Origin of the sequence: Mycolicibacter minnesotensis (assembly GCF_010731755.1) — a bacterium.
Classification (GTDB): domain Bacteria; phylum Actinomycetota; class Actinomycetes; order Mycobacteriales; family Mycobacteriaceae; genus Mycobacterium; species Mycobacterium minnesotense.
In genome coordinates this window covers 285618-311513 of sequence record NZ_AP022589.1, presented here as the reverse complement: position 1 = coordinate 311513, position 25896 = coordinate 285618, and the positions used below count along the sequence as shown (strand labels likewise).

General features: G+C 67.9%; 24 protein-coding genes. 13 read left to right on the top strand and 11 right to left on the bottom strand.

Annotated elements, in window-relative coordinates:
- Nucleotides 1-240 precede the first annotated feature (240 nt).
- The gene (locus G6N09_RS20195; protein WP_163752620.1) at nt 241-3513 is read right to left on the bottom strand and encodes a PE family protein; all 3273 of its coding nucleotides are present in this window, start codon (nt 3511-3513) and stop codon (nt 241-243) included.
- 1062 nt (nt 3514-4575) lie between these two features.
- Here G6N09_RS20195 and G6N09_RS01570 point away from each other — a divergent pair.
- The 6 genes from G6N09_RS01570 (at nt 4576) to G6N09_RS01545 (ending at nt 9989) form a co-directional block, all read left to right on the top strand.
- On the top strand, nt 4576-5205 hold the full coding sequence (locus G6N09_RS01570; protein WP_133053078.1) for an ANTAR domain-containing protein: 630 nt from the start codon (nt 4576-4578) through the stop codon (nt 5203-5205).
- Between the two features lie 40 nt (nt 5206-5245).
- Complete coding sequence (locus G6N09_RS01565; protein ID WP_083024119.1) at nt 5246-5974, top strand: GAF and ANTAR domain-containing protein; 729 nt, start codon at nt 5246-5248, stop codon at nt 5972-5974.
- A gap of 198 nt (nt 5975-6172) precedes the next feature.
- A complete protein-coding gene (locus tag G6N09_RS01560; protein ID WP_083024117.1) occupies nt 6173-7030 on the top strand; it encodes a siderophore-interacting protein in 858 nt (285 codons plus the stop codon).
- Between the two features lie 4 nt (nt 7031-7034).
- A complete protein-coding gene (locus G6N09_RS01555; protein ID WP_083024115.1) occupies nt 7035-8195 on the top strand; it encodes an alpha-hydroxy-acid oxidizing protein in 1161 nt (386 codons plus the stop codon).
- Between the two features lie 34 nt (nt 8196-8229).
- A complete protein-coding gene (locus tag G6N09_RS01550; RefSeq protein ID WP_083024529.1) occupies nt 8230-9129 on the top strand; it encodes a tyrosine recombinase XerC in 900 nt (299 codons plus the stop codon).
- On the top strand, nt 9129-9989 hold the full coding sequence (locus tag G6N09_RS01545) for an alpha/beta fold hydrolase (RefSeq protein WP_083024113.1): 861 nt from the start codon (nt 9129-9131) through the stop codon (nt 9987-9989). Before G6N09_RS01550 ends, G6N09_RS01545 begins: the two co-directional genes overlap by 1 nt.
- Before the next feature lie 6 nt (nt 9990-9995).
- On the opposite strand, the gene G6N09_RS01540 is transcribed toward G6N09_RS01545, so the two are convergent.
- Complete coding sequence (locus tag G6N09_RS01540) at nt 9996-10481, bottom strand: M23 family metallopeptidase (RefSeq protein WP_083024110.1); 486 nt, start codon at nt 10479-10481, stop codon at nt 9996-9998.
- A gap of 464 nt (nt 10482-10945) precedes the next feature.
- On the opposite strand from G6N09_RS01540, the gene rpsB reads away from it, so the two are divergent.
- The 3 genes from rpsB (at nt 10946) to G6N09_RS01525 (ending at nt 14151) form a co-directional block, all read left to right on the top strand.
- Nucleotides 10946-11773, top strand: coding sequence for a 30S ribosomal protein S2 (gene rpsB, locus G6N09_RS01535; RefSeq protein ID WP_083024108.1), 828 nt, complete (start codon nt 10946-10948; stop codon nt 11771-11773).
- 15 nt (nt 11774-11788) lie between these two features.
- The gene (tsf, locus tag G6N09_RS01530; RefSeq protein WP_083024106.1) at nt 11789-12604 is read left to right on the top strand and encodes a translation elongation factor Ts; all 816 of its coding nucleotides are present in this window, start codon (nt 11789-11791) and stop codon (nt 12602-12604) included.
- Between the two features lie 113 nt (nt 12605-12717).
- Entirely contained in the window at nt 12718-14151 is a 1434-nt protein-coding gene (locus G6N09_RS01525; RefSeq protein ID WP_083024526.1) for an amidase, read from the top strand.
- A gap of 27 nt (nt 14152-14178) precedes the next feature.
- Here the strand turns inward: G6N09_RS01525 and G6N09_RS01520 are convergent, their stop codons facing one another.
- Genes G6N09_RS01520 through G6N09_RS01485 form a run of 8 tightly spaced genes read right to left on the bottom strand, consistent with a single transcriptional unit; the run spans nt 14179 to nt 21951 of the window.
- Nucleotides 14179-14598, bottom strand: a complete 420-nt coding sequence (locus G6N09_RS01520) for a MarR family winged helix-turn-helix transcriptional regulator (RefSeq protein ID WP_083024103.1) — start codon at nt 14596-14598, stop codon at nt 14179-14181.
- A gap of 39 nt (nt 14599-14637) precedes the next feature.
- On the bottom strand, nt 14638-16119 hold the full coding sequence (locus tag G6N09_RS01515; RefSeq protein WP_407662708.1) for a hydrogenase large subunit: 1482 nt from the start codon (nt 16117-16119) through the stop codon (nt 14638-14640).
- Complete coding sequence (locus G6N09_RS01510) at nt 16116-17582, bottom strand: proton-conducting transporter transmembrane domain-containing protein (protein WP_083024098.1); 1467 nt, start codon at nt 17580-17582, stop codon at nt 16116-16118. The genes G6N09_RS01515 and G6N09_RS01510 overlap by 4 nt, the downstream gene beginning before the upstream one ends.
- Nucleotides 17582-18238 (bottom strand): hypothetical protein, encoded by a 657-nt coding sequence (locus tag G6N09_RS01505; protein WP_083024096.1) that lies wholly within the window; start codon nt 18236-18238, stop codon nt 17582-17584. The genes G6N09_RS01510 and G6N09_RS01505 overlap by 1 nt, the downstream gene beginning before the upstream one ends.
- A complete protein-coding gene (locus G6N09_RS01500; protein WP_083024094.1) occupies nt 18235-19197 on the bottom strand; it encodes a respiratory chain complex I subunit 1 family protein in 963 nt (320 codons plus the stop codon). The genes G6N09_RS01505 and G6N09_RS01500 overlap by 4 nt, the downstream gene beginning before the upstream one ends.
- Nucleotides 19194-21101: a proton-conducting transporter transmembrane domain-containing protein gene (locus G6N09_RS01495; RefSeq protein ID WP_083024523.1), complete on the bottom strand. Its 1908-nt coding sequence runs from the start codon at nt 21099-21101 to the stop codon at nt 19194-19196. The genes G6N09_RS01500 and G6N09_RS01495 overlap by 4 nt, the downstream gene beginning before the upstream one ends.
- 44 nt (nt 21102-21145) lie before the next feature.
- Nucleotides 21146-21625, bottom strand: coding sequence for an NADH-quinone oxidoreductase subunit B family protein (locus G6N09_RS01490; protein WP_083024092.1), 480 nt, complete (start codon nt 21623-21625; stop codon nt 21146-21148).
- The gene (locus tag G6N09_RS01485) at nt 21622-21951 is read right to left on the bottom strand and encodes an ArsR/SmtB family transcription factor (protein WP_083024090.1); all 330 of its coding nucleotides are present in this window, start codon (nt 21949-21951) and stop codon (nt 21622-21624) included. Before G6N09_RS01485 ends, G6N09_RS01490 begins: the two co-directional genes overlap by 4 nt.
- 200 nt (nt 21952-22151) lie before the next feature.
- Between G6N09_RS01485 and pyrH the strand changes: the two genes are divergently transcribed.
- Genes pyrH through rlmN form a run of 4 tightly spaced genes read left to right on the top strand, consistent with a single transcriptional unit; the run spans nt 22152 to nt 25526 of the window.
- Complete coding sequence (pyrH, locus tag G6N09_RS01480; RefSeq protein WP_083024088.1) at nt 22152-22901, top strand: UMP kinase; 750 nt, start codon at nt 22152-22154, stop codon at nt 22899-22901.
- Between the two features lie 43 nt (nt 22902-22944).
- Nucleotides 22945-23502 carry a ribosome recycling factor gene (gene frr, locus G6N09_RS01475; RefSeq protein ID WP_083024086.1) on the top strand — a complete coding sequence of 186 codons (558 nt, stop codon included), beginning with the start codon at nt 22945-22947 and terminating at the stop codon, nt 23500-23502.
- A 23-nt stretch (nt 23503-23525) separates the two neighbouring features.
- Complete coding sequence (locus G6N09_RS01470; RefSeq protein ID WP_083024084.1) at nt 23526-24392, top strand: phosphatidate cytidylyltransferase; 867 nt, start codon at nt 23526-23528, stop codon at nt 24390-24392.
- Between the two features lie 24 nt (nt 24393-24416).
- Complete coding sequence (gene rlmN, locus G6N09_RS01465; RefSeq protein WP_083024082.1) at nt 24417-25526, top strand: dual-specificity RNA methyltransferase RlmN; 1110 nt, start codon at nt 24417-24419, stop codon at nt 25524-25526.
- On the opposite strand, the gene G6N09_RS01460 is transcribed toward rlmN, so the two are convergent.
- Nucleotides 25523-25777 (bottom strand): DUF2631 domain-containing protein, encoded by a 255-nt coding sequence (locus G6N09_RS01460; RefSeq protein ID WP_083024080.1) that lies wholly within the window; start codon nt 25775-25777, stop codon nt 25523-25525. The genes rlmN and G6N09_RS01460 overlap by 4 nt on opposite strands.
- Nucleotides 25778-25896: the final 119 nt, after the last annotated feature.

Below are 25896 nucleotides of genomic sequence, written 5' to 3'. Positions count from 1 at the left end.
GTCCCTCGGCCATGTGGATCGCGTCCAGCTCAAGTAGCACACCCAACGAGAGAAGGCCACGCCTGTTGAACTGGCGTCGGCGGCGACCGGAAGAGCCGAGCGTTTCGGGTTGGTTGATCACTAGCGCTTTGGTTCGGGCCGAGGGCAACCTTCCACGGTCCCGTGGACTCGATTGCCCTCCGCCCCAAGCTGGCCTCGAGGCGCATCGGCGACACTGCCGCGCCGAGTTGACCGCAACTTCTACGGCGCGTTTGCGCCGTCGGTGCCGGGCGTGCCGGGGGTGCCGTTGGCACCGCCGGGGCCGCCGGGTGTTCCGACGCCGCCGGTGGCGCCGGTCCCGTTGCCGCCGTTGCCGCCGTTGCCGCCGATACCGGAGCCGGCATTCCCGGGTGTCCCGCCGTTGCCGCCGACGCCGCCGGCGCCGCCCGTACCGGCGTTGCCGCCGGTGCCGATACCGATACCGCCGATACCTCCGGTGCCGCCGTCGGCGCCGTTGCCGCCGTTGCCGCCGGTGCCCCCGGCCCCGCCGGTGCCGGTCCCGGCGACACCGGTTTGGCCGGTCGAGGTGACCGCGCCCGCTCCGCCTGCTCCGCCGTCCCCGCCGCTACCGCCGTTGGTGCCGCTGACGCCACCGTCACCGCCGGCCCCGCCGGTGGTGACGCCGGTGGTGACGCTACCGCCACCGGAGGCGATAACGCCGGCCTCGCCGCCGGTGCCGCCGGCGCCGCCGTTAATTCCGGTGCCGGCATTGCCGCCGGCCCCGCCGGTGCCGGTGCCGGTGGTGATGGTGCTGCCTGCGGCGGCGCCAACAGTGCCGTTGCCGCCGTTCCCGCCGTCAAGACCGTTGCCGGCGTTGCCGCCGGCCCCGCCGGTGGTGGTACCGGTGGTGATGGTGCTGCCACCGGCCGTGGTGACGCCGGCTTCGCCGCCCGTGCCGCCGGTACCGCCGTCGGTGCTGCCTGCCCCACCTGCCCCGCCGGTAGCGGTGCCCGTGGCGGCGCTGCCGTCGCCGTCGGAGACGATGGTGGCGTTGCCGCCTCTGCCGCCGGTGCCGCCGTCGGAGGTGCCGGTGCCGTTGCCACCTACCCCGCCGGCGCCGCCGGTCGCGGTGCCGGTGGCGGTGCCACCCGCGACGGTGGCGACCTCGGCGCCGCCGCCGCCGCCTCCTCCGCCGCCGCCCTGGCCGGGCGCGGTGCCGGCGGCTAGACCGCCGGTGCCACCTACCGCGCCGGTGCCAGCGGTCACCGTGCCGGTAGCGCCGGGACTGACAAAGGTGCCGCCGTTGGCACCGGTGCCCCCGGCGCCTCCGTTGCCGGCCGTGGTACCACCGACGCCGTTGTTCCCGCCGCCGCCCGCGATGCCATTGGGTGCCGTGCCGCCTGCTCCGCCGATACCGCCTGCGCCAACGGCACCACCGGCGCCGCCGGTACCGCCGTTCCCGCCCTCGCCGCTGCCGCCGTTGGCGAAGCTACCGGTTGCGCCGTTGCCGCCGATACCGCCGTTGCCGCCGTTGGCGCCATTGCCGGCGTTGCCGCCGGCGCCGCCATTGCCGGAGATCGAGCCGCCTTCGCCGCCGATCCCGCCGTTGCCGCCCGACCCGCCGGCCTGCCCGACACCGCCGTTGCCGCCGTTCGCGCCTGGGGTGGCCCCCTCGGTGCCGACCGCTCCGGGCCCGCCAGCCACGCCGTTGCCGCCGGTGCCGCCGGCGCCGCCGTTGCCGACCGAGCCGCCCTTGCCGCCGGCCCCGCCGTTGCCGCCACTGTCGCCCGGGTTGACACCGTTGACGCCGTTGCCGCCATTGCCGCCGTTGCCGAGCGGACCGGTGGGTGTGCTGCCGGTCGTGCCGTTGTTGCCGGCGGTTGAGCCGGTGCCGCCGGTGCCGCCGGCCCCACCGTTGGCGTTGCCGCCGTCGCCGCCGTTGCCCCCGGCCCCGAGGTTGCCGCCTGAACCTGCCACGCCGCTCATACCGGCCGCGCCAGCGCCGCCGTCGCCGGGAGTCCCGCCGTCGCCGCCGTTGCCGGCGTTGCCGCCGACACCCTGGCTGCCCGCGGTGCCGTGCGCGGCCGTGCCGCCGGCGCCGCCGTTGCCGCCGGCCCCGCCGGCCCCGCCGTTGGCGTTGCCACCGGCCTGGCCGGCGCCGTTGTTGATGCCGGACACTCCGGCCGCGCCGTCGGCGCCAATGCCGCCGGCGCCGCCGTCGGCGCCCGTGCCGCCGTTACCGCCGGCACCGCCGTTACCGGCGATCGTGCCGCCGTTACCGCCGGCACCCGCGTTACCGCCGGCACCGCCGGCCTGGCCGTTGGCATCCGGATCGCCCGCGGCGCTGCCGTCCAAGCCGGCCGCGCCATTGCCGCCGTTGCCGCCGGCGCCGCCGTTGCCATGGTCACCGCCGTTGCCACCGACGCCAGCGTTTCCGCCGGCCGCGCCCGCACCGGTGCCATCACCGCCGCCACCGCCAGCGCCGCCGTTGCCGCCGAGTACGGCCGGCAACACGCCGGTCGCACCGTGAGTACCGGCGGTACCCGGCGGGCCCGCGAAAAGGCCGGAGCTGGTGCCCGCAGCGCCACCGACACCACCGGCGCCGACCGTACCCAGGTTGCCACCGGTGCCGCCGGCGCCACCGTCGCCACCGCCCAGCGCGCCGTCGCCACCGGTGCCGCCGGCACCACCGTTGCCGGCCGCACCCGCGGCACCACCGGCGCCACCGTCACCACCGTCACCGGCAGCACCGGCGGTGTGCAGGCCGAAGAAACCGCCCGCGCCGCCATTGCCACCGACACCGCCAGCGCCGCCGACCCCACCGGCTGCACCGTTACCGGCGTCGCCGCCGTCGCCGCCGATACCGCCGACCCCTTCCACGCTGGCCGCGCCGTCACCGCCGAGACCGCCATCGCCACCGGCGCCGCCGCCGCCAGCGACACCGCCGTTGCCGCCGAGACCCCCGGCCCCGGAGTTACCAAACAACCCGGCCGCCCCACCGGCACCGCCGGCGCCACCTGCACCGCCGTTAAAACCGACCGAACCGTTGGTACCGGGACCCCCGGCAATCCCGGCGGCACCATCGGCGAGCGGGGACAGGCCTATCGCACCGTCATTGCCGTCAACACCTGCGGCGCCGGCACCACCGGCACCGCCGGCACCACCGGCACCGGCATTACCGAAGATTGCGAACAGCCCGGCGCTACCGCCCACACCACCGCTGCCGCCGTTTGCCCCGCCAGCTCCAACACCGTCAGCGCCGGCACCACCGTCACCGCCGTTACCACCGTTGCCCATCCACGCGCCACCGTCGCCGCCGGCACCGCCATCACCGCCGACACCACCATTAGTTCCATCAACCCCGGCGACACCGTCGCCACCGAAACCACCGTTGCCAATCAGCCAGGCCGAACCACCGAGGCTGCCGTCGATGCCATCGCCGCCATCGCCGAAAAGGTACCCACCTGCGGTGGCCTGCACTAGCGTGCTGCCGTCCAGGGTCGCATCGACGCCGTTACAGATCAGGCCACACACAGTTTCGCTAGCGAACGCCTGGTTGATCGAGTCGAACACTCCCGAGGCGATCAGGCTGTCCCCGAAGTTATGAATGGGCGTGTAGATCAATTGGTTGAACACGTTGGCCACGAATTCATCAAGCGCGGCCAGCGGATCGCTCTGGGCCGCGCCTGGCAACGACGACGCCCAGTCAAATGCCGTCCAGTCGAACGCCGGCGCATCCGCAGCAGACGGTTCAAACCACGTCCCAGCCTGGTTGAATATGTCCCCGAAGAGGTCCTCGAAGTCCGCGTGGGCAGCCGGGGCCGCCGCCAACGGTGCCATTCCAAACGCTAAAAATGCCCCCACAACCGATGCCGCGCCAATCACCTCACTACCACGGGGCGCCTTGACGTTGCTTGAATGGCGGTTGCCCTGGATTTGGTGCTTAGCAATCATCGGTCTTGCCCTTCCCCGCGGCGAATTCGTCCTGACGACATTCGCTCGACCGAGGTCTGGAGCCGAGAGTACTGCATGATAATGCCTAGATTTTGATAAGCTACGTCCTCAGCCGGCGGCTGTCAACGAAACGCGGAAAACTGTCAAAAATGCCCGGGCTGGCCCCCCAACTGGTGGCCGCGTGATCGGAGCCGGCCACCGTCACAGCGCCAGCAACAAGGACGCTATCCGTGTGCGAGGGCGCCCCGGCCCCCGGAAGGTAGCCCAGGGATTGCCTCGCAGTCAGGCTGGCTCCACTCGACCAGCAATGCCACTTGTCGATTCAGGAGTAGCCTCGGAACGGTGCGAATTCCTTTCGCTCTTAGGGAATTCGTGGAACGGTACTGGCTTCCATGGCGCATGGGATCGGCAGCTCGCCGATGGCGCGGGGCGAGAGTTGCGGTCCAATGGCAGAGGGGGTGATCGTCCACACATGGATCCCGGCCTCTGCGGTTGGCAGCGTCGCGGCCTCGCGCGAGTCCGACGTGGGCATGCGCGGTGAATAGCTTCGCCCCGTCTGGCATTCGAGCCCGGTTCCTAGCGGAGGTTGAAAGGGCTTCCGCTCGATTCCAGGAGCCAGCTCAGTTGTGCAAGGTGTGCGTTTTGGTGCTGCCGATTGCGCGGGCGGGTATCACTATTCAGCAGCCGGATATGCGGGCTGAGGTGCTGTGTGCGAGTGACGATGTCGTTGAGCGTGTGGAGTGGCTGCAAGCAACGTTGGGCGAAGGGCCTGGGCTCGACGCGATCGCCAGCAGCGGGCCGGTACTGGCATCAGATCTGACTGTGAAAGAAGGGCGTTGGCCCGCCTTCGCCACAGAGGCGGTTGGGCTTGGGATAGCAGCGATGTACGCAATGCCGTTGCAGGTGGGTGCAATCCAAGTGGGTGTGTTGGACCTGTATCGCGATGTGGCGGCCCCTCTGACCGCAGAAGACTTCGCCGACGCGGTTGTCGTCGCGGACCTTCTGACGGCGATCTTGCTGACCCAGACAGAGCGAATCGATGGACAGTTGAGTTCATGGTGGGACCAGGCTTTGGTTGCACGGGAAGTGCATCAGGCCACCGGCATGGTCACGGTCCAACTCGGCGTCAGCGCCCGAGAGGCATACGTCCGAATGCAGGCCTTCGCCTACGCGGAGGGGCGGCTGCTAGGCGACATCGCTCACGAGGTGGTGCACCGGCGTCTTCGGTTCGACCCAGACGTTGCCTCGGGCCCCTTAAACCCGGGACCTTGACGCTTCCCGCGTGGGAAGATGCGCACAGAAGGGAACTTAGATGGATCGCTACGAAGGTTTGGCACATGCGTTTGTCGGGTTGGCGGACACGCTTGTTGCCGACTACGACGTGGTGGAACTGGCGCAGCAACTCATCGACGGTTCCATGGAATTTTTGCCGATCGCCGCGGCTGGGATCTTGCTCGGTGACGCGTGGGGCACCCTGCGAGTCTTGGCTTCCAGCAGTGAACAAACCCGGCTGTTGGAACTGTTTCAGATCCAGGCCAATGTCGGCCCCTGCCTGCAGGCCTACCGGAGCGGAACCGCCGTGCTGGTGGGTGATCTGAGCGCAGAACGGGATCTATGGCCGGGGTTTGCCGAGCGAGCCCTCGATTACGGCTTCCATGCGGTGTGCGCGTTACCGATGCGGCTACGCGATGAGTGCATCGGTGCCCTGAACCTGTTCAGCGCCGAAGCAAAAGTGCTCTCGGGGGCCAACGTTGCGGTGGGTCAGGCTCTCGCGGATGTGGCGACAATCGGGATTCTGCACCAACGAGTGCTGACGCGATCGGAGTTGGTCAAGCAGCAGTTGCAGACGGCGCTGAACACGCGGGTCATCATCGAACAGGCCAAGGGTGTGCTTGCCGAACGCGGCGCAGTTGACGTCAATGAGTCGTTTGACCTGCTGCGGGCGCACGCCCGAATGACGAACCAGCGTCTCGTCGACCTTGCACGCGCAGTCGTTGACGGTGCCGCCGCGGAAGACATTCTCCACCCGGGAACGCGGTAATCCTTCCGCCGGAGCTGGGCGTTGTCACTTAGCGGGCTGAGCACACCGCTTGGGACCTGACCTCTGAGACCGACGATACTGACGACATCGCCCCGTCTCGGGCCACGGCTCGCACCACCTGATCAAAACGTCTGGCGCTGCGAAACCCAGGTGCGCGCCTCGTATAGTCGGCTGGGCAGGGCGACGACGGGAGACAGCGTGGCGGGACGACCGGTACACACCTTCGAGGTTGTCCGCACCGAGCCGCTCTCCGAACATCTGATTCGAGTGGTGTTGGGCGGCAGAGGTTTCGACACGTTCCAACCCAGCGCTTTCGTCGATGCGTACGTCAAAGTGGTTTTCGTGCGCTACGACGTCGACGTCGCAGCGCTGCCGCAGCCGCTGACGTTGGACAGTTTCGCAGGTCTGCCGGACGAGCAGCGACCGGTGATCCGCACCCTCACCGTTCGACGCGCCGACCCGCTCACTCGCGAGCTCACCATCGACGTCTCCGTACATGGTGACCACGGGCTTGTCGGACCCTGGGCACGCAACGCGCAACCTGGCGACCCGGCCTACGTGATGGGTCCGGCCGGCGCCTACGCGCCAGACCCTGCAGCCGACTGGCATCTGCTGGCCGGCGACGAGAGTGCGCTGCCGGCGATCGCGGCCGCGCTGGAGGCGTTGCCGTCCGATGCGGTCGGCAAGGTGTTCATCGAAGTCGCCGGTCCCGAGGACGAGGTCGCGCTGGCCGTCCCGGACGGCGTGGAGCTGACCTGGTTGCACCGCGGCGGGCGCGCGGACCTGGTGGGGCAGGAGCGGGCCGGGGACAACGCCCCTCTGGTCGCAGCCGTCACCACCGCCGCGTGGCCGCCGGGACAGGTTCAGGTGTTCATCCACGGCGAGGCGCAGGCTGTCATGCATAACCTGCGGCCCTATGTCCGCACGGTGCGCGGCGTCGACGCCAAGTGGGCGTCGATCTCGGGATACTGGCGCCGCGGGCGCACCGAAGAGACCTTCCGGCAGTGGAAGAAGGAACTCGCCGCCACCGAGGCGGCCGAAGAAAAGACAGGCTGACGCCATGGCATTCGGGGATTATCAGTTCGAGATCTATCTGCAGGGCTTGGCCGGGGTGCAGCCCGCCTTCCCGATGACCTATACCGAACTGGAGGCCAAAGCCGCTGCGGCGATGTCGCCCTCGGTGTGGTCGTATGTGGCCGGTGGTGCCGGCGACGAGCGCACCCAGCGGATCAACGTCACTGCCTTTGACGGCTGGGGTCTTATCCCAAGGATGTTCGTCGGCGCCGCCGAGCGTGACCTGTCGATCGACATGTTCGGAATGCGGCTGCCTTCACCGATCTTCATGGCGCCGATCGGTGTCATCGGTATCTGCGACCAGGACGGACACGGCGACCTGGCCAGCGCACGCGCGGCAGCGGCCACCGGAGTGCCGATGATGGTGTCCACCCTCACCGCCGACCCGCTCGAAGACGTCGCTGCCGAGTTCGGCGGCACGCCTGGGTTTTTCCAGCTGTACACGCCCAAGGATCGTGATCTGGCCGCCAGCCTGGTGCAGCGTGCCGAGGCGGCCGGTTACAAGGCCATCGTCGTCACCCTGGACACCTGGGTCCCGGGCTGGCGTCCCCGCGACCTGTCGACGTCGAACTTCCCGCAACTGCGCGGGCATTGCCTGTCCAACTATTTCTCCGACCCGGTGTTCCGCGCGAGCCTGGCTCAGGCACCCGAGGAGAACCCACAAGCCGCCATCTTGTCCTGGATTCAGACCTTCGGGAACCCGCTGACCTGGGATGACCTGCCCTGGTTGCGGTCACTGACCGACCTACCGTTGATCGTCAAGGGGATCTGCCACCCCGACGATGTACGACGTGCCCGAGACGGGGGCGTCGACGGCATCTACTGCTCCACCCATGGCGGGCGCCAGGCCAACGGGGGACTCCCGGCCCTGGACTGCCTGCCCGACGTGGTGGCCGCCGCCGACGGGATGCCGGTTCTCTTCGATTCGGGGATTCGCACCGGTGCCGACATCATCAAGGCTCTCGCGCTGGGGGCCACGGCGGTGGGCATCGGGCGGCCCTATGCCTACGGACTTGCCCTCGGCGGTACGGCCGGGATCGTGCACGTGCTGCGTTCCCTGTTGGCGGAGGCGGACCTGATCATGGCGGTCGACGGTTATCCGTCACGGCTTGATCTCACCCCCGACGCGCTGCGGCGCGTCACCTGAGCGCTGTCCGGTGCGGTCTGAGACCGTGGTCGGTGTGGACGCGATTCTCGACCAGTTCGACGAGTATCTGGCCCTGGAGCGAGGTCGATCCGACCACACCCGGCGGGCCTATCTCGGTGACCTGCGGTCGCTGTTCGGATTTCTTACCGAGCAGGGAAATACCGGTCTCGCCGGTCTGACGTTGCCGGTGCTCCGCAGCTGGTTGGCGGCGCAGGCCGGTTCAGGCGCAGCCCGCAGCACCCTGGCGCGCCGCACGTCGACGATCAAGACCTTCACGGCCTGGGCTGCACGACGCGGACTCCTGGAGTCGGATCCCGGCGCACGTCTGCAACTGCCCAAGGCTCGCCGGACGTTGCCGGCGGTCTTGCGACGAGACCAGGCGCACCAAGTGATGAACGCTGCCAAATCCGGTGCCCAGCAAGATGACCCCCTCGCGTTGCGGGACAGGCTGATCGCCGAACTGCTCTACGCCACTGCCGTTCGCGTCAGTGAACTGTGCGGCCTGGACCTCGACGACGTGGACAGCTCGAGACGGGTGTTGCGCGTGGTGGGCAAGGGCAACAAGCAGCGGACCGTTCCCTTCGGGGAGCCGGCGGCCGACGCGCTGCAGGTGTGGCTGGTCCGCGGACGCCCGCGACTGGTGACGGAGGAATCGGGTCCGGCGCTGCTGCTCGGCGCTCGCGGCGGCCGGCTCGACCCACGTCAGGCGCGCACCGTGGTGCACCAGACTGTCGGCGCGGTCAGTGGAGCACCGGATATGGGACCGCACGGGCTGCGCCACACGGCCGCCACACATCTGCTGGAGGGCGGAGCGGACCTGAGGATCGTCCAGGAGTTGCTTGGGCACTCCAGCCTGGCCACCACTCAGCTCTACACCCACGTCACAGTCGCCCGGCTGCGCGCCGTACACGACCAGGCTCACCCGCGGGCGTGATGATGCGATCAATACTGGATCTGCCGTGCGGTCGGGTGTCCTACCTGGACTTTCACCCGGCTGATGCGGTCCGCACCGTGGTGCTGCTGCACGGAGGCGGTACCGATAGCGCCGAGTTGTCCTGGGGGGAAGTCGGTCCACGGCTGGCTACGTGTGGCTTCCGCGTTATCGCCCCCGATCATCCCGGCTGCGGCGAGAGCCCACTGCCGTCCTGGCGCGTGACCCAGCAGCGGCTGGTGGCCTACGTGGGGGAGCTCGTCGACGCGCTTGGCCTGAATAGCTATGCCATCGGGGGGCTGTCGCTGGGCGGCGGGCTGTCGATGGGACATGTGCTAGCGCGTCCGGAGCGGGTCGTTGCGGCGTTGCTGCTGGACAGTTACGGGCTGATGCCGCGGTTGGCCGGTGGCCGACAGATACTGGCCTGGGCGATGCAGCGCATCGGGCTGCTCGACAGCACTACCCGCTGGATGGCGACCAACCGCACAATGTTGTCCTGGAGCCTCACATCGCTGATCCGTGACTCGGCCAGACGCACCCCGGAACTGATCGCGGCGGTCCTGGTCGCGGCGCACAACCCTGGCTTCGCCGCCTTCGAGCAGTGGCAGAGCGACGAGCTGTTGTGGAACAGGCTGAAGACCGATTACACGCCCCAGCTGCCCACATTTCCGAGGCCGGCGCTGATCGTCCACGGCGACCGGGACGCCGGCGTGCCCCTCGCGCGCGCCCGCGCCGCCGCCGCTCTGATTCCACATGCCGAGCTTAAAGTTGTTGCTGGAGCTGGCCATTGGGTTCAACGAGACCAACCTGATGTGGTGATCGCCGCCGTCGTGGACTTCCTGCGTCGGCTACCGGCGCCGTAGCCGCGCTCACCGTGCGAGCGGCTTGAGCCGGATCGGAGTCGAGGCCAGCAATCCCAGCGGATCGACATAGTCGGCCCGCGACGCCGGCCCCCACATCGCGCCCCAGTGCAAGCAGGAAACGCAGCCCGGATGGCCGGGCTCCAAGGTTCCGATCACCGATCCGGCGGCCACCAATTGGCCGACCCGCACCGCCGCGGCCACCGGCTGGTAGCTGGTGCGCAGGCCGCCCGGGTGGGCCAGCGACACCACCGGCTGCCCGCCGGCGCGCCCCGCGAACACCACCGTCGCAGCACCGGAGGCATAGACCGGCTGGCCCGGTTCGCCGGCCAGGTCCACGCCCCGGTGGCCGCGCTGCCAATCGGGGCGCGGGGCGTCGAACTCCCGCAGCACCGCGGGGTCCGGCCGCAACGGCCAATCCAGCCGAACCGGGTCGCCGTGCGCCGGTGCGGCCAAGAGGAGGCCTCCGACCAGCAATAACGTGGTACCTCGCATGTCTCCAGTGCACTCCGTCGTCGGCGAATTCGGCCAGTCACCGCTGTGGACAAAGCGCTCGGTTCATGCGGCGGTCCCAGCTTCGGCTCTCCTCCGTCGAGCCTCGCTGAACCGCCGGTTTCATGCGGCGGTCCCAGCTTCGCCTCTCGTTCCTCGAGCCTCGCTGAACCGCCGGGTTCATGCGGCGGTCCCAGCTTCGGCTCTCCTCTGTCGAGCCTCGCTGAACCGCTCGGTTCATGGGGTGGTCCCAGCTTCGCCTCTCGTTCCTCGAGGCTTGCTAAACCACCCGCTCGAACCGTGTAAACTCATCTGCGCAGTTCGCTTATGCGGACTGACTTCGCGTGTCTGCACCACAACCGGATGCCGGATGGTCCCCGACAGGGGTCCGGCATCTCAGCAGGCACCAGGGCCCGGCCTCACCCGACGCCGGGCGACAACCGACACCAAGAAAGCTGGGTATCGCCATGGCCGTAGTGACCATGAAGCAGCTGCTCGACAGCGGCGCCCACTTCGGGCATCAGACCCGTCGTTGGAATCCCAAGATGAAGCGGTTCATCTTCACCGACCGCAACGGCATCTACATCATTGACTTGCAGCAGACGCTGACGTTCATCGACAAGGCGTACGAATTCGTCAAGGAGACCGTCGCGCACGGCGGGTCCATCATGTTCGTCGGCACCAAGAAGCAGGCGCAGGAGTCGGTCGCGGCCGAGGCAACCCGGGTGGGGATGCCGTACGTGAACCAGCGCTGGCTCGGCGGCATGCTCACCAACTTCTCCACCGTGCACAAGCGCCTTCAGCGGATGAAGGAGCTCGAGGCCATGGAGCAGACCGGTGGCTTCGAGGGACGCACCAAGAAGGAAATCTTGATGCTGACCCGTGAGAAGAACAAGCTGGAGCGCAGCCTGGGCGGTATTCGCGACATGGCCAAGGTGCCCTCGGCCATCTGGGTCGTCGACACCAACAAGGAACACCTGGCAGTCGCAGAAGCCCGCAAGCTGAACATCCCGATCATCGCGATCCTGGACACCAACTGCGACCCCGACCTGGTCGACTACCCCATCCCGGGTAACGACGACGCGATCCGCTCGGCGGCGCTGCTGACCAAGGTCATCGCCGCCGCAGTGGCCGACGGCCTTCAGGCCCGTGCTGGTCAGGGCAACGGCGAGGGCAAGGCGGAGGCCGAAGCGGTCGAGCCGCTGGCCGAGTGGGAGCAGGAGTTGCTGGCTGGTGCCACCGCTACGGCACCCGAGGCTGCTGCCGCCGCCGAAACCACCACCGACGCATCGTAGGAAAGGCACACAATAGTGGCGAACTACACCGCTGCCGACGTCAAGCGGCTTCGGGAACTCACCGGCTCCGGCATGATGGACTGCAAGAACGCGCTGGCCGAGAGTGACGGCGACTTCGACAAGGCTGTCGAGGTACTGCGCATCAAGGGCGCCAAGGACGTCGGCAAGCGCGCGGAGCGTGCCACCGCCGAAGGTCTGGTCGCCGCCAAGGACGGCGCCCTGATCGAGCTGAACTCCGAGACCGACTTCGTCGCCAAGAACGACGAGTTCAAGGCGCTGGCTGACGAGGTCGTCGCGGCTGCTGCGGCCGCAAAGACCGACGACGTCGAGGCCCTCCTGGCTGCCAAGGCCGGCGACCGCACCGTCGGTGAGGCGATCGCGGCGCTGTCGGCCAAGATCGGCGAAAAGCTGGAACTGCGCCGCGTCGCCTATTTCGGCGGCACCGTGGAGACCTACTTGCACAAGCGGGCCTCCGACCTCCCGCCGGCCGTCGGCGTGCTGGTGGAGTACAGCGGCGACAACACCGAGGCGGCCCATGCGGTGGCGCTGCAGATCGCCGCGCTCAAGGCCAAGTACCTGACCCGGGACGACGTTCCCGCGGACCTGGTGGCCAACGAGCGTCGCATCGCCGAGGAGACGGCCAAGGAGGAGGGCAAGCCCGAGGCTGCCCTGCCCAAGATCGTCGAGGGCCGGGTCACCGGTTTCTTCAAGGACGTGGTGCTGCTCGACCAGTCGTCGGTGTCGGACTCCAAGAAGACCGTCAAGGCGCTGCTGGACGAGGCCGGCGTGACCGTCACCCGCTTTGTGCGGTTTGAGGTCGGCCAGGCCTAGTTCTTCGTCGTACGAACATCACCGCCGGCGCCCCATAATCGGGCGCAGGCGGTGATTTTCGTTTGGGCCGAGTCGGTGGGGAACCGTGCGCTCCGTCGGCTAGTGTGACCGGAATGCAACATGTGCACGCATTCGGTAATGACGCGCTCGGCGACTCCGACACAGTTGGTCTGGTTGAACGACTCCAGTCGGGCGAGGTATCGGCGGCCGAGCTTGTCGACGCCGCGATCGCGCGCACCGAGGCGGTCAACCCGCAATTGAACGGCGTGGCATATCGGGCCTTCGATCGAGCTCGTGAGGCAGCCCGCCAGGGTGCGGGGGATGGGCGCTCGGGGTACTTCCGGGGCATCCCCACCTTCATCAAGGACAACGTCGACGTGGCCGGGATGCCGACCATGCAGGGCACCGATGCCTGGCAGCCGCACCCGGCCACCGCCGACGGAGATTTCGCCCGCCTCTATCTGAACACCGGCATGATCGCCCTGGGTAAGACGCAGTTGAGCGAATTCGGGTTCAGTGCCGCCGCGGAGCACCCGCGGATCGGTGCGGTGCGCAATCCGTGGAACACCGACTACACGGCCGGGGCATCGTCGTCGGGCTCGGCGGCGTTCGTCGCTGCGGGGGCGGTTCCCATCGCGCACGCCAACGACGGCGGCGGCTCCATCCGCATTCCTGCGGCCTGCAACGGACTGGTGGGCTTGAAGCCGTCTCGGGGACGACTGCCGCTGGACAAGGACCTTCGTGCCATGCCGGTGCGGATCGTCTTCAACGGGGTGGTGACCCGCTCGGTGCGCGACACCGCTGCCTTTTACGCGGAAGCGGAACGGATTTCACGGAACAAGAAGCTGCCGCCGATCGGTGATGTCCGAGGACCCGGCACCCAGCGGCTCAGGGTTGCCGTGGTCGCCCAGTCGATCGACCGGGAGACGTCGGCGGAGATGCGCGAACTGACCAGCAAGACCGCGGCCTTGCTGGAGGAACTCGGCCACCGCGTCGAATACCTCGACTCACCGCCGGTACCCGCGTACTTCGCCGATGACTTCCTGCTTTACTGGGCGTTTTTGGCCACCGCGTTGGTCAGAGGTGGGCGCCGGATGTTCGGTCCGACCTTCGATCGCAGTCGGTTGGACAACCTGACACTGGGGCTGGATCGCCATGCCACCCGCCACCTGTACCGGCTGCCGTTGGCGATCGCCCGCCTTTCGGCTGTGCGCCGCAGGCACACGTCACGGTTGTACGGCGGCTACGACGTGGTGCTGACGCCGACGCTGGCACAGGAGACCCCGCGGGTGGGCCACCTCGACCCCACCGCCGACTATGAGCAGATCATCGACCGGCTGATGGACTGGGTGGCGTTCACTCCGCTGCAGAACGCCACTGGTGAACCGGCGATCTCGTTGCCGTTGGCCGAGTCAGCGGCTGGGCTGCCGGTCGGCATGATGTTCAGCGCGCCGCTGGGCCACGATGCCCGGTTGTTGGAGCTGGCCTACGAACTCGAGGCGGCCAAGCCCTGGCCGACCCTCGCGGGCCGTGCGCCTTTGACCTAGCGGGGATCGGGCGTCAAGGCGCGGCACTTACTCCGCGCCGATTCGTTCCAACATCTGTCGTAGCCGGTGCTGTTCGGCTGCACTCAACGCGGCCAACACGCGGCCGTCGGCGATGTGCACAGCCTCCTCGGCCTGACTCAGCAGAGTTCGGCCTGCGTCGGTCAACGTCGCGGGCAGTGCGCGCCCCGACGGCACCGAGTCTGGCCGACTCACCGCACCGCGGTTCTCCAACCTGTGCAACACGGTGTTCATGGCTTGCGGCGTGACGCCGGCATGGCGGGCCAACTCTGCACTGGACAGTCCCGGTCGTAGCGAAAGGACCCGCATGCAGACGAATTCGGGCAGCGTCAGTCCCAGCGGGCCGAGTACCGCGGTCACCTGCGGCCGCAGTGCCGAGCTGACCCGGTACAGCAAATAGCCCAGCGGAGCTCCGTCCACATCACCCATGTCAAATATCCTGACATACAAGGTGTCTGCGTCGAGCGGCTATAGGTCGTTTCCTGCGTAGGAGAGGTTGAAGCTCTTATTCGTCAGGGGAAAGTCGGGCACGATCGTGTCGGCCATCGCGACCGGCAGTGCGGGCCAATTGAACCACGACGGATCGACGATCTTGGCGCGGCTGATCACGCCGCCGGCCGCGATCTCCACGCGGTGCACGATGCTGCCGCGCCAGCCCTCCACGATGCCCACCCCGGTGCGCGGTGAGGTCACCACAGGGAGCTGGGCGCGGGCATCGAGCCGCCCGCGGTGGCTCTCGATGAGGTTGCGGCACAGGGCCACCGAGGCTGCGAACTCATCGCGGCGAACGCTATAGCGCGCGAGTACATCACCGGCCGTCGCCGTCACTTCGGTGACGGGGAGTTCGATAGTGGGGTGATCGATTCGGGCATCGGTGCCGACCCCGCTGGCGCGAGCCACGTACCCCAGGGTGCCCATCGCCTCGGCGTCGTCGCGCCGCAGTACCGATGTCCCGGCGAACCGGTCGTAGATTACCGAGTTGGCCAACGTCAGCTCGGCGATCTCGGCGACATCGTCAGCCAGCTCCTGTAGCCGGTTCGGGTCGGGGAGTGCTTGCAGCGCAACGCCGCCGGGGACGATCGCCCCGCGCAGCAGACGGTGACCGGTCACCTGCGCATTGATGCGCAGCAAAAGCTCGCGGACGCGCTGGGCGTGTGCGTTGGCCAGTCCGAAGCCCACATCGTTGGCCAGTGCGCCCAGGTCGGCGGCGTGGTTGTAGAGGCGCTCGAGCTCGATCAGCAATGCGCGCAGCCGGTGCACTGGGTCTGCCAGCTCGACACCGAGAGCCTCTTCGACGGCCAGGCTGTGGGCGAGCGCGTGGCCGGCGGAGGTGTCACCGCTGATCCGTTCGGCGAGATCGACTGCCGCCGCGGCGTCCCGGCCTTGAAATAGTCGTTCCACTCCACGGTGCACGAACCACAGCCGTGTCTTGAGCCGCAGAATCGACTCACCGACGACCGAGAACCGGAAGTGGCCCGGCTCGATCAGTCCGGCATGTACCGGTCCGACCGGAATCTCGTAGACCCCAGCGCCGTCGACGGTGAGAAAGGGAAAGTGATCCGCCGCAACGAAGTCTCCGGGGTCGCCGGCCTCATTGCGCATCGGGTGCCAGTCCTGCGGCCAGTGCGCATGCCGGACCAGCCGGCGTGGCTGCGGGTGACCGACCGGGGTGATCCCATACAGGTCGAGCATCTCGCGCTCGAATCTGCCTGCCTGGAAAGACAACCGGGCCAGCGACGGGATCGTCGGGTTGTCCGCCGGAACAGTCAGAGTCAGCTCGGTGCGACGGTCAGGGCGGGCAGCGACGAACAGGTACACCACCCGGAGGCTGTCGCCGTCATCGTGGGCTGCGACCAGGGCCAGCCGGAACCCGTCGGCGAGCAGGTCGGTGACCGTACCGAGGAGTTCAGTATCGGTGATCGGCTGCGCGTATGTGATCGGACTCATCAGCGGACTCCGAGTTGGCTTGCTGCGCCGGCGAACAGGTCGGACAGTGGCCCCGCGGTGATGCCCAGGGCGAGGGATAGTAGAACTCCGGCCACCAGCGCGCCCGCGATCGTCGCCGGCACCCGGATCGCCGGGCTGTCGGGCGTGGGGGTGCCCAACAGCATCCGGCCGGAGTTGCGCAGCAGCGCGGCGAACGCCACCACCAGGGCTACTAATGCGAGCCCGAGCGCCCACGACAGCCGCGCGTCAGCCAGCGAGATCGCGATCGCGACCTCGCTGGCGAACATCGCGAACGGGGGTAGCCCCAGCAGAATCACCATGCCGACTGCAAAGGCCCCGCCGATCAGCCGTGACCTGCCGAGCACCGCAGTGATCTCGCTCATCGCAGTCGTGCCGTGGGCGACCTGCAGTTGTCCGCCGGCCAAGAACAGCACCGTCTTGCCGACCCCATGAGCCGTGACGTGCAGTAGGAGTGCGGTGATCGCCAGCCCGGTGCCGGCCGCTGCGGCCACGGCGATCAGACCCATGGTTTCCATTGAGGAATACGCCAGCATCCGCTTGAGATCGCTGGTGACGGTGAGCAACAGCGCCGCGATGATCAGTGTCGTCAACCCGGCGGCCAACAATGCCGTCCGGAGAAATTGCGGCCCCACCGCGACGTCGATGATCGGCTTGATCCGGATCAACACCGAGAACGCGACGGACAGCAGCACCCCACTCATCAACGCAGAGACCGGCGCCGGCGCCTGGCTGTGGGCGTCCGCGAGCCAGGTGTGAAAGGGCGCCAGCCCCATCTTGGCGCCATAGCCGATCAGCAGCAGTGCGCCGGCCAGCCTGGTCACCGCCGGATCGAGCCCACCGGCATGGGCGGCCAGCACATCGAAGTCCAGCGCGTCCCCGCTCCCGGCGCCGGCGTGCAATGCGGCGAAGTGCAACAGCACTGTGCCCAGGAAAGCGATGGTGATTCCCACCGAGCAGACCATGACGTATTTCCAGGTGGCCTCTAGAGCGGCCCGGCTACGGCGGTGCCCGACCAGAAACGCGGTCACCACGGTGGTGGCTTCGACCGCAATCCACACCACGCCGATGTTGTTGGCGGACACGGCAAGAGCCATGGCCGCCAGAAACGCCGGAGTCAGAATGCCGTAGAGGCGGGCCCCACGTTTGTCGGTGTGCCCGTGGGACAGTTCGGCATCGACGTAGCCGATGCTGGCCCAGGTGGCCAGGCTGCCGACAACGCCGATGACAAGCAGCATGGTCACCGACAGCGCGTCGGCCCGAAGCAGGCCGTTCAGCGCCAAGTGGGCGTTGTCGCCGATCTGGAAGCCCAGGGCGACGCCGCATCCCAGGATGGTCAGCGCCGACACCAACGTGACGACTGCACTACACCGTCGCCAACCGAGCACGGCCGCACACACCGACGCCGATGCCGGAGCCATGAGTGGGAGCAGAATCAGAGGTGTCATCAGTCGCGCAACTCCCGCAGCAGGTCCAGGTCCACGCCGCCGAAGGCGTTGCGCAGTTGACCGGTGAGGACCCCGAGCACGATCAACACGAACAGCACGTCAAGGGAGGCTCCTAGCTCGACGATCAGTGGCACGCCGGCGGTCAGCAGGAACGCGGTCGCAGCGATCCCGTTGTCCAGCATCAACAGCCCGACCACCTGAGATATCGCGTGGCGGCGCGTTGCCATGATGAACAGCGCGATCAGCACGGTGGCCAGGGCCGCCGGTGCGGCGTTGGTCGCGGCGCTGGGTGCCAGCGCGACCACGGGCTGGGCGATAGTGAAGGCCGTGACCACCAGCGCGGTCACCATCAGCAGCGACGCCGTTGCGCTGACCAGGGGAGCTGACTCGCGGCGTTCCTGCCGCTCGGCCCCCAACGCCCGGTTCAGCAGCCACGGCAGCAGTACGGCACGCACCCCCAACACCCCGACCCCGACGAGTAGCAGGGCCTGATCCTGTTCGTGCACACCACGAATCATGGGGATGGCGGCCAGCGCAGCGCCTTGGGCGACTAACAGCCGGCGCACGACCACCGACAGATCACGGTGCCAGACCGCCAGCACCGCTGCCAGCAACACGCCGCCGGCAGCCAGATCCAGCAAGTTGACGTAGTTCACGCGCCCGCCCCCGTGAAGAAGTTCGCCGCCGTGACCGCGAGCAGGGCCAGCACGAAGGAGCCCGCCAGCAGTTCGGGCACCCGGAACAGGCGCAGCTTGGCCAGGAACACCTCGGCGGTGGCCAGGGCGATGGCCAGGACGGCCACCTTGAGTGCGATCGCGGCGGTGCCGACGACCACGTCCAGCAGACCGGGGTCAAACCCGGCTATGCCCCAGGGAATGAACAGGTTTGCCAGTAGGGCCAGCAGCACGGTCAGTCGCATACCACCGGCCCACTCGACCAGCGCCAGTTTCGGGCCGGAGTATTCGAGCACCATCGCCTCATGCACCATGGTCAGCTCCAGGTGGGTGGACGGGTTGTCCACCGGCAGCCGGCCGGTCTCAGCGACGATCACAATGACCAGTGCGACGAACGCCAACGCACTCGCCAGCGAGACCACCTGGCCGGGATGTTGGCTGGTGGCGCTGACGATGGCACCCAGATTGGCGGAGTTCGCCGGGATCGACAGCGCGAATACGGCCACCAGAATGGTCGGCTCGACGAGGGCGGCGATGGTGATCTCGCGGCTCGCGCCCATTCCGCCGAAGGCGGTGGCGGTGTCGATGCCGGCCAGGGTGAGAGCCACCGTGCCCAGAAACAGCAGGCCAACAACGGTGATCAGGTCGGCCACCGGGTCTAGCGGCGAGCCTGTCGCAACCAGGGGGGACGCTGCGACGATGACCAACGTGGTGGCCGCGAGGACGGCCGGGGCCGCGGCGAATACCCAGGTGGTGCCGCGGGGTTTGAGGTTCTGCTTGCCCAACAGTTTCCGGATGTCGCGCCACGGTTGTCCGATTCCGGCACCTGCGCGTCCTTCGGCGCGGGCGCGCACCTGGCGCATCAGCCCGGTGACCAGGGGGGCGCCGATGATGACGCCCACGACTTGTACGAAACCCGCGACCAGGAGAACTGCGCTCATCGCGCCACCACCATCGCGATCAGCACGCCGACGGCCCCATAGGCGAGGTAGAGGTGCACGCTGCCGGTGTGGGCGCGACGCACCAGCTGTGCTGCGGCGGCCACACCACGCAGCACGGGGGCATACCAGCGGTCCTCGACGACGTCGGCCACGCGCGCCCGGTAGGCGATCCGATCCACGTAGTAGCTCGACGGCGCTTGGCGGGTCACCTCTACTGAGGCGTCGGTGTGCAGCACGTCGTCGAAGACCTGCTGCAGCGGTTGGGCAAACGACGTCGCGGTGTACTGCATCCGCGGACTCAGTTCGTCGGCGCCGCAGGCCCACAGTGGCACCGCGGCAGCGCTCGGCCGGTGCCGCGCACGCCACCGGGAACCGATCAGCACCACCGCTGCCGCTGCCGCCAGCGCCGCGGCCAGCAGGCTGGGCGACATGGACGCGTCAAGGCCCGGGATGCGCAGATACGTCCCGAGCTGTGGAGCCGGGCCGGTCACCGGCAGTGTCTCGAGTGTGCGGTGCAGCAAGGGCCCCATGGTGCCCGGCGCGACGGCCAGCACCGCGCAGGCCAGCGCGGCCAGGACCATGCCGGCGAGCATCGAGGCGGGAGCTTCGCGGGCTGTCGCGGCGGCGTCGCTGCGCGGGCGGGCCAGGAAGCCGATCCCGAAAGCTTTGACCATGGCGGCCACCCCCAATCCCGCGGTCAACGCAACCCCAGCTACGGCCAACGGTGTCACCAGGGCGATCGTGACGTCGTGATCGCCGCTGGCGTGCATCAACGACTGAATCAGCAGCCATTCACTGACGAAACCGGCGCCCAGTGGCAGACCGGCCGCCCCGAGAGCGGCCACCCCGAAGAGTGTCGTGGTGCCCGGCATTCGGCGAGCCAAGCCGCCGAGCCGGTCCAGGTCGCGCAGGCCTGTGGCGACCAGCACCGACCCGGCAGCGAGGAATCCGAGGCACTTGAACGCACTGTGGGCGAACAGGTGCAGCAAAGCCGCCACGGTGGCGACCGCCGCGGCATCGCGCGAGCCCGTACCTGACAACAACATGGCCGCGCCCAGGGCCAGGGTGATCAGCCCGATGTTCTCCGTCGTCGAATACGCAAGCAGCCGTTTGAGGTCGGTAGCCACCGATGCCTGCAGCACGCCGTACATCGCCGACGCTCCGCCGGCGATCAGCAGCGTCAACGCCCACCACCGCGGACCCGGACCGAGAAGCTGCACATCGACGCGGATGATCCCGTAGACACCGAGGTTGACCATGGCGGCACTGAGTAACGCCGACACGGGGCTCGGTGCCTCGGGGTGCGCCCTGGGCAGCCACGCATGGAGCGGCAGCAGGCCGGCCTTGGAGCCGAAGCCGACCAGGGTCAAAACGAACACCGCGTTGCGCACCCCGTCGGAGAGCGCACCGACACCGGCAAGTTCGTCGCCGGCGTGTGCTGCCAGCACCACCAATCCCAGCAGCAGGGTCACAAAGCCCAACTGGGTCATGACCGCATAGATCAGGGCGGCAGATCGGACTTCGCTGCGCTGCTGCTCGGTGAGCACCAACACCAGGGAGGTCAGCGCCATCAGCTCCCAGGTGAGCAGAAACGTGGTCACCGAACCCGCTGCCGGGACGGCCAGCAGGGTTGCGACGAACAGCGGCAAGCCCAGCAGCGGAACCGCGCCGTATCGCTCGTGACGTGCGTAGCCGATCCAGTACAGCCCGGCCGCCACGGCCACCGTTCCAGTCAGCACCATGAAGAACCCGCCGAGTGGATCGATGCGCAGCACCACGCCCAGCAAGGGAACGAGCCATTCGATGCGGATCACAGGAAGCGTGCCGAAAGCTCCGGCCAGCCCCAGACCGGCTCCGGCCGCCCCAATCCCGGCTGTGGCGGCGCCGCTGAGGGCCGCTGTCACCCCCTGCTGGTGTGGCGCTTCGGGTGCAGCGATTTTCAGTGCGCTCACCTGTCGGTCACCGAGCGCAGCGCGGCGAGAATCGTCTCGGGCGTAGGCGGACAGCCGGGGATCTCCACATCGACCGGGACGATCTCACCGACTGAGCCGGCAGCCCCGTATGCCTGTGTGAACACTCCGCGGTTGAGTGCGCAGTCGCCGCAGGCAATCACCTTTCGGGGTTGTGGCGTGGCCTCCAAGGTGTTGCGCAGTGGTTCGGCCATGTTGCGTGTGACCACCCCGGTGACCAGGAGGGCGTCGGCGTGCCGCGGCGACGCCACCAGTCGGGCGCCGAATCGTTCGGCGTCGTACACCGGGCCGAACGCCCCGGAGATCTCGATCTCACAGCCATTGCACGAGCCGGCGTCGACATGGCGGATCTGCAACGACCCAGCCACACCGGATGGCTCGCAGGTGGCGGCCGGCGGCCGGGGGCCGGCCGGTTCGGTCACCCGGCCCAGCGCGCGGATCCTGGTGAGCCAGCTCATTGCCGGGCCCGCAGGTCGTCGAGGATGGCCACCTGATCCTTGAGCAGTCCGGTCAGGGCCTTGCGCGCCACGGCGAGCAGTTCGGTGATCACCGGCGAGGCGATCGAGTAGACCACCGTGCTGCCGTCTTTGGTCGCCGTCACGACGCCCGCGCGGCGTAGGACACCGAGTTGCTGGGACAGATTCGATGCTTCCAGCCCAATCTCGGGCAGCAGCTCGCTGACGGTGTGGTCGCGCTCGGCGAGTAGTTCCAGGATCCGGATCCTGGCGGGGTGCCCCAGCGTCTTGAAGAACTCGGCTTTGACCTGATGTAGCGAGTTCGGCACCCGTCCAACCTTAGCGATGAAAGCATCAATTGAAAATATCTTCAGATGTTGTGGAGTTGCTGTGGGTCGTCGCGGATCGGGATTCGAGTGAGCTTGCACCCCGGGCTTCGTTTGACCGTCCCGGTAGTGCAGGATGACAATGCCGTCGCGGACCATTCCCGCGATGGCGCTGTCATATGCGCGCAGCCCGGAGGAGCCTGATGACGGAGCCGACGAGTACCGACGGAACCCAACCGGCCGGCCGTCCCCCCTACTCCCGGGTATTGCTGAAGCTCGGCGGAGAGATGTTCGGCGGCGGCCAAGTCGGTCTCGACCCCGACGTCGTCGCCCAAGTGGCCCGCCAGATCGCCGAAGTCGTCCGCGACGGGGTGCAGGTTGCGGTCGTGATCGGCGGAGGCAACTTCTTCCGCGGTGCGCAGTTGCAGCAGCGTGGCATGGAGCGGATGCGCTCGGATTACATGGGCATGCTCGGAACGGTGATGAACAGCCTTGCGCTGCAGGACTTCCTGGAGAAGGAAGGCATCGACACCCGAGTGCAGACCGCCATCACCATGGGCCAGGTCGCCGAGCCCTACATCCCGCTGCGGGCCCAACGGCACCTGGAAAAGGGCCGGGTCGTGATCTTCGGTGCCGGCATGGGACTGCCGTACTTCTCCACCGACACCACCGCCGCCCAACGGGCGTTGGAGATCGGCGCGCAGGTGGTCCTGATGGCCAAGGCCGTCGATGGCATCTTTACCGCGGATCCGCGCGTCCACCCGGACGCCGAACTGCTCACCACGATCACCCATCGCCAGGTCATCGATCAGGGGCTCAAGGTGGCCGATGCCACCGCGTTCAGCCTGTGCATGGACAATGGCATGCCGATCCTGGTGTTCAACCTGTTGACCGACGGAAATATCGCGCGGGCGGTCGCGGGTGAGAAGATCGGGACATTGGTCACCAGCTGAACGGCGGGGTGCTGCAGGCAAGCGATAGCGAGGAGCGGGGCAGATGATCGACGAGGCTCTCTTCGATGCCGAAGAGAAAATGGAAAAGGCCGTGTCGGTGGCCCGTGACGATCTCGCGACCATTCGCACCGGCCGCGCCAACCCGGGCATGTTCTCCCGGATCGTCATCGACTACTACGGGTCGACCACTCCGATCACCCAGCTGTGCAGCATCAATGTGCCCGAGGCGCGGATGGTGGTGATCAAGCCCTACGAAGCCTCGTCGTTGGGGGCCATCGAGACCGCCATTCGTAACTCCGATCTGGGCCTCAACCCCAGCAACGACGGTTCGCTGATCCGGGTCTCGGTGCCGCAGCTCACCGAGGAGCGGCGCAAAGACCTGGTCAAACAAGCCAAGGCCAAGGGCGAGGACGCCAAGGTCTCGGTGCGCAACATCCGCCGCAAGGCGATGGAAGAGCTGCACCGCATCCGCAAAGACGGAGACGCCGGCGAGGACGAGGTCGGCCGGGCCGAGAAAGACCTGGACAAATCGACCCAGCAATTCGTGACTCAGATCGACGAGCTGGTCAAGCACAAAGAAGGCGAGCTGCTGGAGGTCTAGCGGCCGTCCAGTAGGCACCCCCCGTGGCACACCATGACACCGGCGTCGACGCCGCGAATGCACAACCGAAACAGTCGCGAGCCGGACGCAATCTTCCCGCGGCCATCGCCGTGGGCGCCGTACTGAGCGCAACCCTGGTCTACACGCTGTTGTTCGCCCCGCGTTTCTGGGTGCTGATTCTTGCGGTGGCCGCCCCGGTCGCCACCCATGAGATCACCCGGCGGCTGCGCGAAGTCGGCTACGACGTGCCGTTCATCCCGCTGGCGCTCGGCGGCCAGGCGATGTTGTGGCTGTCGCTGCCGTTCGGGGCTAGGGGAGTGCTGGGTGCCTTCGGTGCCACCGTAGTGATCTCCATGATGTGGCGGTTGGTGGGCCAGGGGCTCAACCATGCCCCGGTCAACTACCTGCGCGACATGTCGGCGATGATCCTGATCGCGGTCTGGGTGCCCCTGTGCATGAGCTTTGCGGCCCTACTGGTCTTCCGCGACAACGGTCCCGGTCGCGTGCTGTGTCTGCTGTTCCCGGTGGTCTTCTCCGACATCGGCGGGTACGCCGTCGGTGTGTTGTTCGGAAAGCATCCGATGGCGCCGGCGATCAGCCCGAAGAAATCCTGGGAGGGCCTCGCGGGATCGCTGGTTCTCGGTGTCGCCGCGGCGGTGTTCGCGGTGACGATGTTCCTGGACCGGCCGTGGTGGGTGGGCCTGCCGCTGGGGCTGTTGCTCGTGCTCACCGGGGTTTTCGGCGACCTCATCGAATCCCAGGTCAAACGCGATCTGGGGATCAAGGACATGGGCCGGCTGCTGCCGGGCCACGGCGGGATCATGGACCGGCTCGACGCGCTGCTGCCTTCGGCCGTGGTGACCTGGATCGTCCTGACCGTTCTGCCCTGATTCACCGGCATACTGGAACCGATCATGACGCAACAGCTGGTGTTCACCGCACCCAAACGAGCCCTGCCGCCACGCCATCTGGCTGACCTGGATGCGGCCGGCCGGGCAGCGGCCGTGGCGGATCTGGGATTGCCGGCGTTTCGGGCCAACCAGCTTGCCCAGCAGTACTACGGCAGGCTCATCGCCGACCCGCAGCAGATGACCGACCTGCCTGCCGCGGTGCGTTCGGCGGTGGCAGAAGCGCTGTTTCCCACGCTGCTGACCGCAGCCAGCGAGATCCAATGCGACGCCGGGGAAACCCGAAAGACGTTGTGGCACGCCCACGACCAGACGAAGTTCGAATCGGTGCTGATGCGCTATCCGCGCCGCAACACCGTGTGCATCTCCTCACAGGCCGGTTGCGGCATGGCGTGCCCGTTCTGCGCGACCGGCCAAGCCGGCCTCACCCGCAACCTGTCCACCGCGGAGATTCTCGAGCAGGTACGGGCCGCGGCAGTGGTATTGCGTGAGCAGGGTGCAGCTCGGCCCGCGGGGGACCGGCTGTCCAACATCGTGTTCATGGGCATGGGGGAGCCACTCGCCAACTACGCCCGGGTGGTGGCCGCGGTGCGGCGGATCACCGAGCCGCCACCGAACGGGTTCGGGATCTCGGCGCGATCGGTGACGGTGTCGACGGTCGGGCTGGCGCCGGCGATCCGAAAGCTCGCCGACGAGCGGCTCGGCGTGACCCTCGCGCTGTCGCTGCACACGCCCGACGATGAGCTGCGCGACACCTTGGTGCCGGTCAACAATCGGTGGAAGGTCAGCGAGGTCCTTGATGCTGCGCGCTACTACGCGGACCAGACGGGCCGGCGCGTCTCGGTGGAATACGCGTTGATCCGTGACGTCAACGACCAGCCCTGGCGGGCAGACCTGTTGGGCAAGAAGCTGCACAAAGTCCTGGGGCAGTTGGTGCACGTCAACCTGATACCGCTCAACCCCACTCCCGGCAGCGAATGGGATGCCAGTCCTAAGCCGGTCGAGCGGGAGTTCGTCCGCCGGGTCCGTGCCCAGGGCGTGGAATGCACGGTGCGCGATACCCGCGGCCGTGAGATCGCGGCGGCGTGTGGTCAGTTAGCCGCGGAGAACAGCTAGCGCAGCCAACCGCGGTTGCGGCCGACGATGTCGCGAACCACGACAAACAGCGTCAGGGCGGCGAAGCCCAGCAGGAAGTAGTCCTCGACGTGGCCGATGTGGTTGCCGCGCAGCATGAGCAGCAGGAACCCGACGATGACGAAGCCGACGATGTGCCAGGTGCGGTAGTTGATCGCGCTCCAGCCCCACGCCGCAGACGGCACCTCGACAGGGTCAGCCTCGGTGTGGCGCTCCAGCTCGGTACCGGCCACTTCGACTCCTCAAGTTCGCGTGTGCAACTGCTGCGCGCCATTCTGACATATCGCGATGCGGTCGACCTACCGTGGACGGTATGGCCCAGCAAGCCGAACAGACGCCACCGATCTGGGAT

What these genes read in the sequence shown, in the direction of transcription:
- G6N09_RS01555 (WP_083024115.1), top strand. Translation starts at nt 7,035, where the DNA reads ATGGCATTCGGGGATTATCAGTTCGAGATCTATCTGCAGGGCTTGGCC.
- G6N09_RS01565 (WP_083024119.1), top strand. Translation starts at nt 5,246, where the DNA reads ATGGATCGCTACGAAGGTTTGGCACATGCGTTTGTCGGGTTGGCGGAC.
- G6N09_RS01490 (WP_083024092.1), bottom strand. Translation starts at nt 21,625, where the DNA reads ATGAGCTGGCTCACCAGGATCCGCGCGCTGGGCCGGGTGACCGAACCG.
- pyrH (WP_083024088.1), top strand. Translation starts at nt 22,152, where the DNA reads ATGACGGAGCCGACGAGTACCGACGGAACCCAACCGGCCGGCCGTCCC.
- rlmN (WP_083024082.1), top strand. Translation starts at nt 24,417, where the DNA reads ATGACGCAACAGCTGGTGTTCACCGCACCCAAACGAGCCCTGCCGCCA.
- G6N09_RS01520 (WP_083024103.1), bottom strand. Translation starts at nt 14,598, where the DNA reads ATGGGTGATGTGGACGGAGCTCCGCTGGGCTATTTGCTGTACCGGGTC.
- G6N09_RS01545 (WP_083024113.1), top strand. Translation starts at nt 9,129, where the DNA reads ATGATGCGATCAATACTGGATCTGCCGTGCGGTCGGGTGTCCTACCTG.
- rpsB (WP_083024108.1), top strand. Translation starts at nt 10,946, where the DNA reads ATGGCCGTAGTGACCATGAAGCAGCTGCTCGACAGCGGCGCCCACTTC.
- G6N09_RS01500 (WP_083024094.1), bottom strand. Translation starts at nt 19,197, where the DNA reads ATGAGCGCAGTTCTCCTGGTCGCGGGTTTCGTACAAGTCGTGGGCGTC.
- G6N09_RS01525 (WP_083024526.1), top strand. Translation starts at nt 12,718, where the DNA reads ATGCAACATGTGCACGCATTCGGTAATGACGCGCTCGGCGACTCCGAC.
- frr (WP_083024086.1), top strand. Translation starts at nt 22,945, where the DNA reads ATGATCGACGAGGCTCTCTTCGATGCCGAAGAGAAAATGGAAAAGGCC.
- G6N09_RS01510 (WP_083024098.1), bottom strand. Translation starts at nt 17,582, where the DNA reads ATGACACCTCTGATTCTGCTCCCACTCATGGCTCCGGCATCGGCGTCG.
- G6N09_RS01540 (WP_083024110.1), bottom strand. Translation starts at nt 10,481, where the DNA reads ATGCGAGGTACCACGTTATTGCTGGTCGGAGGCCTCCTCTTGGCCGCA.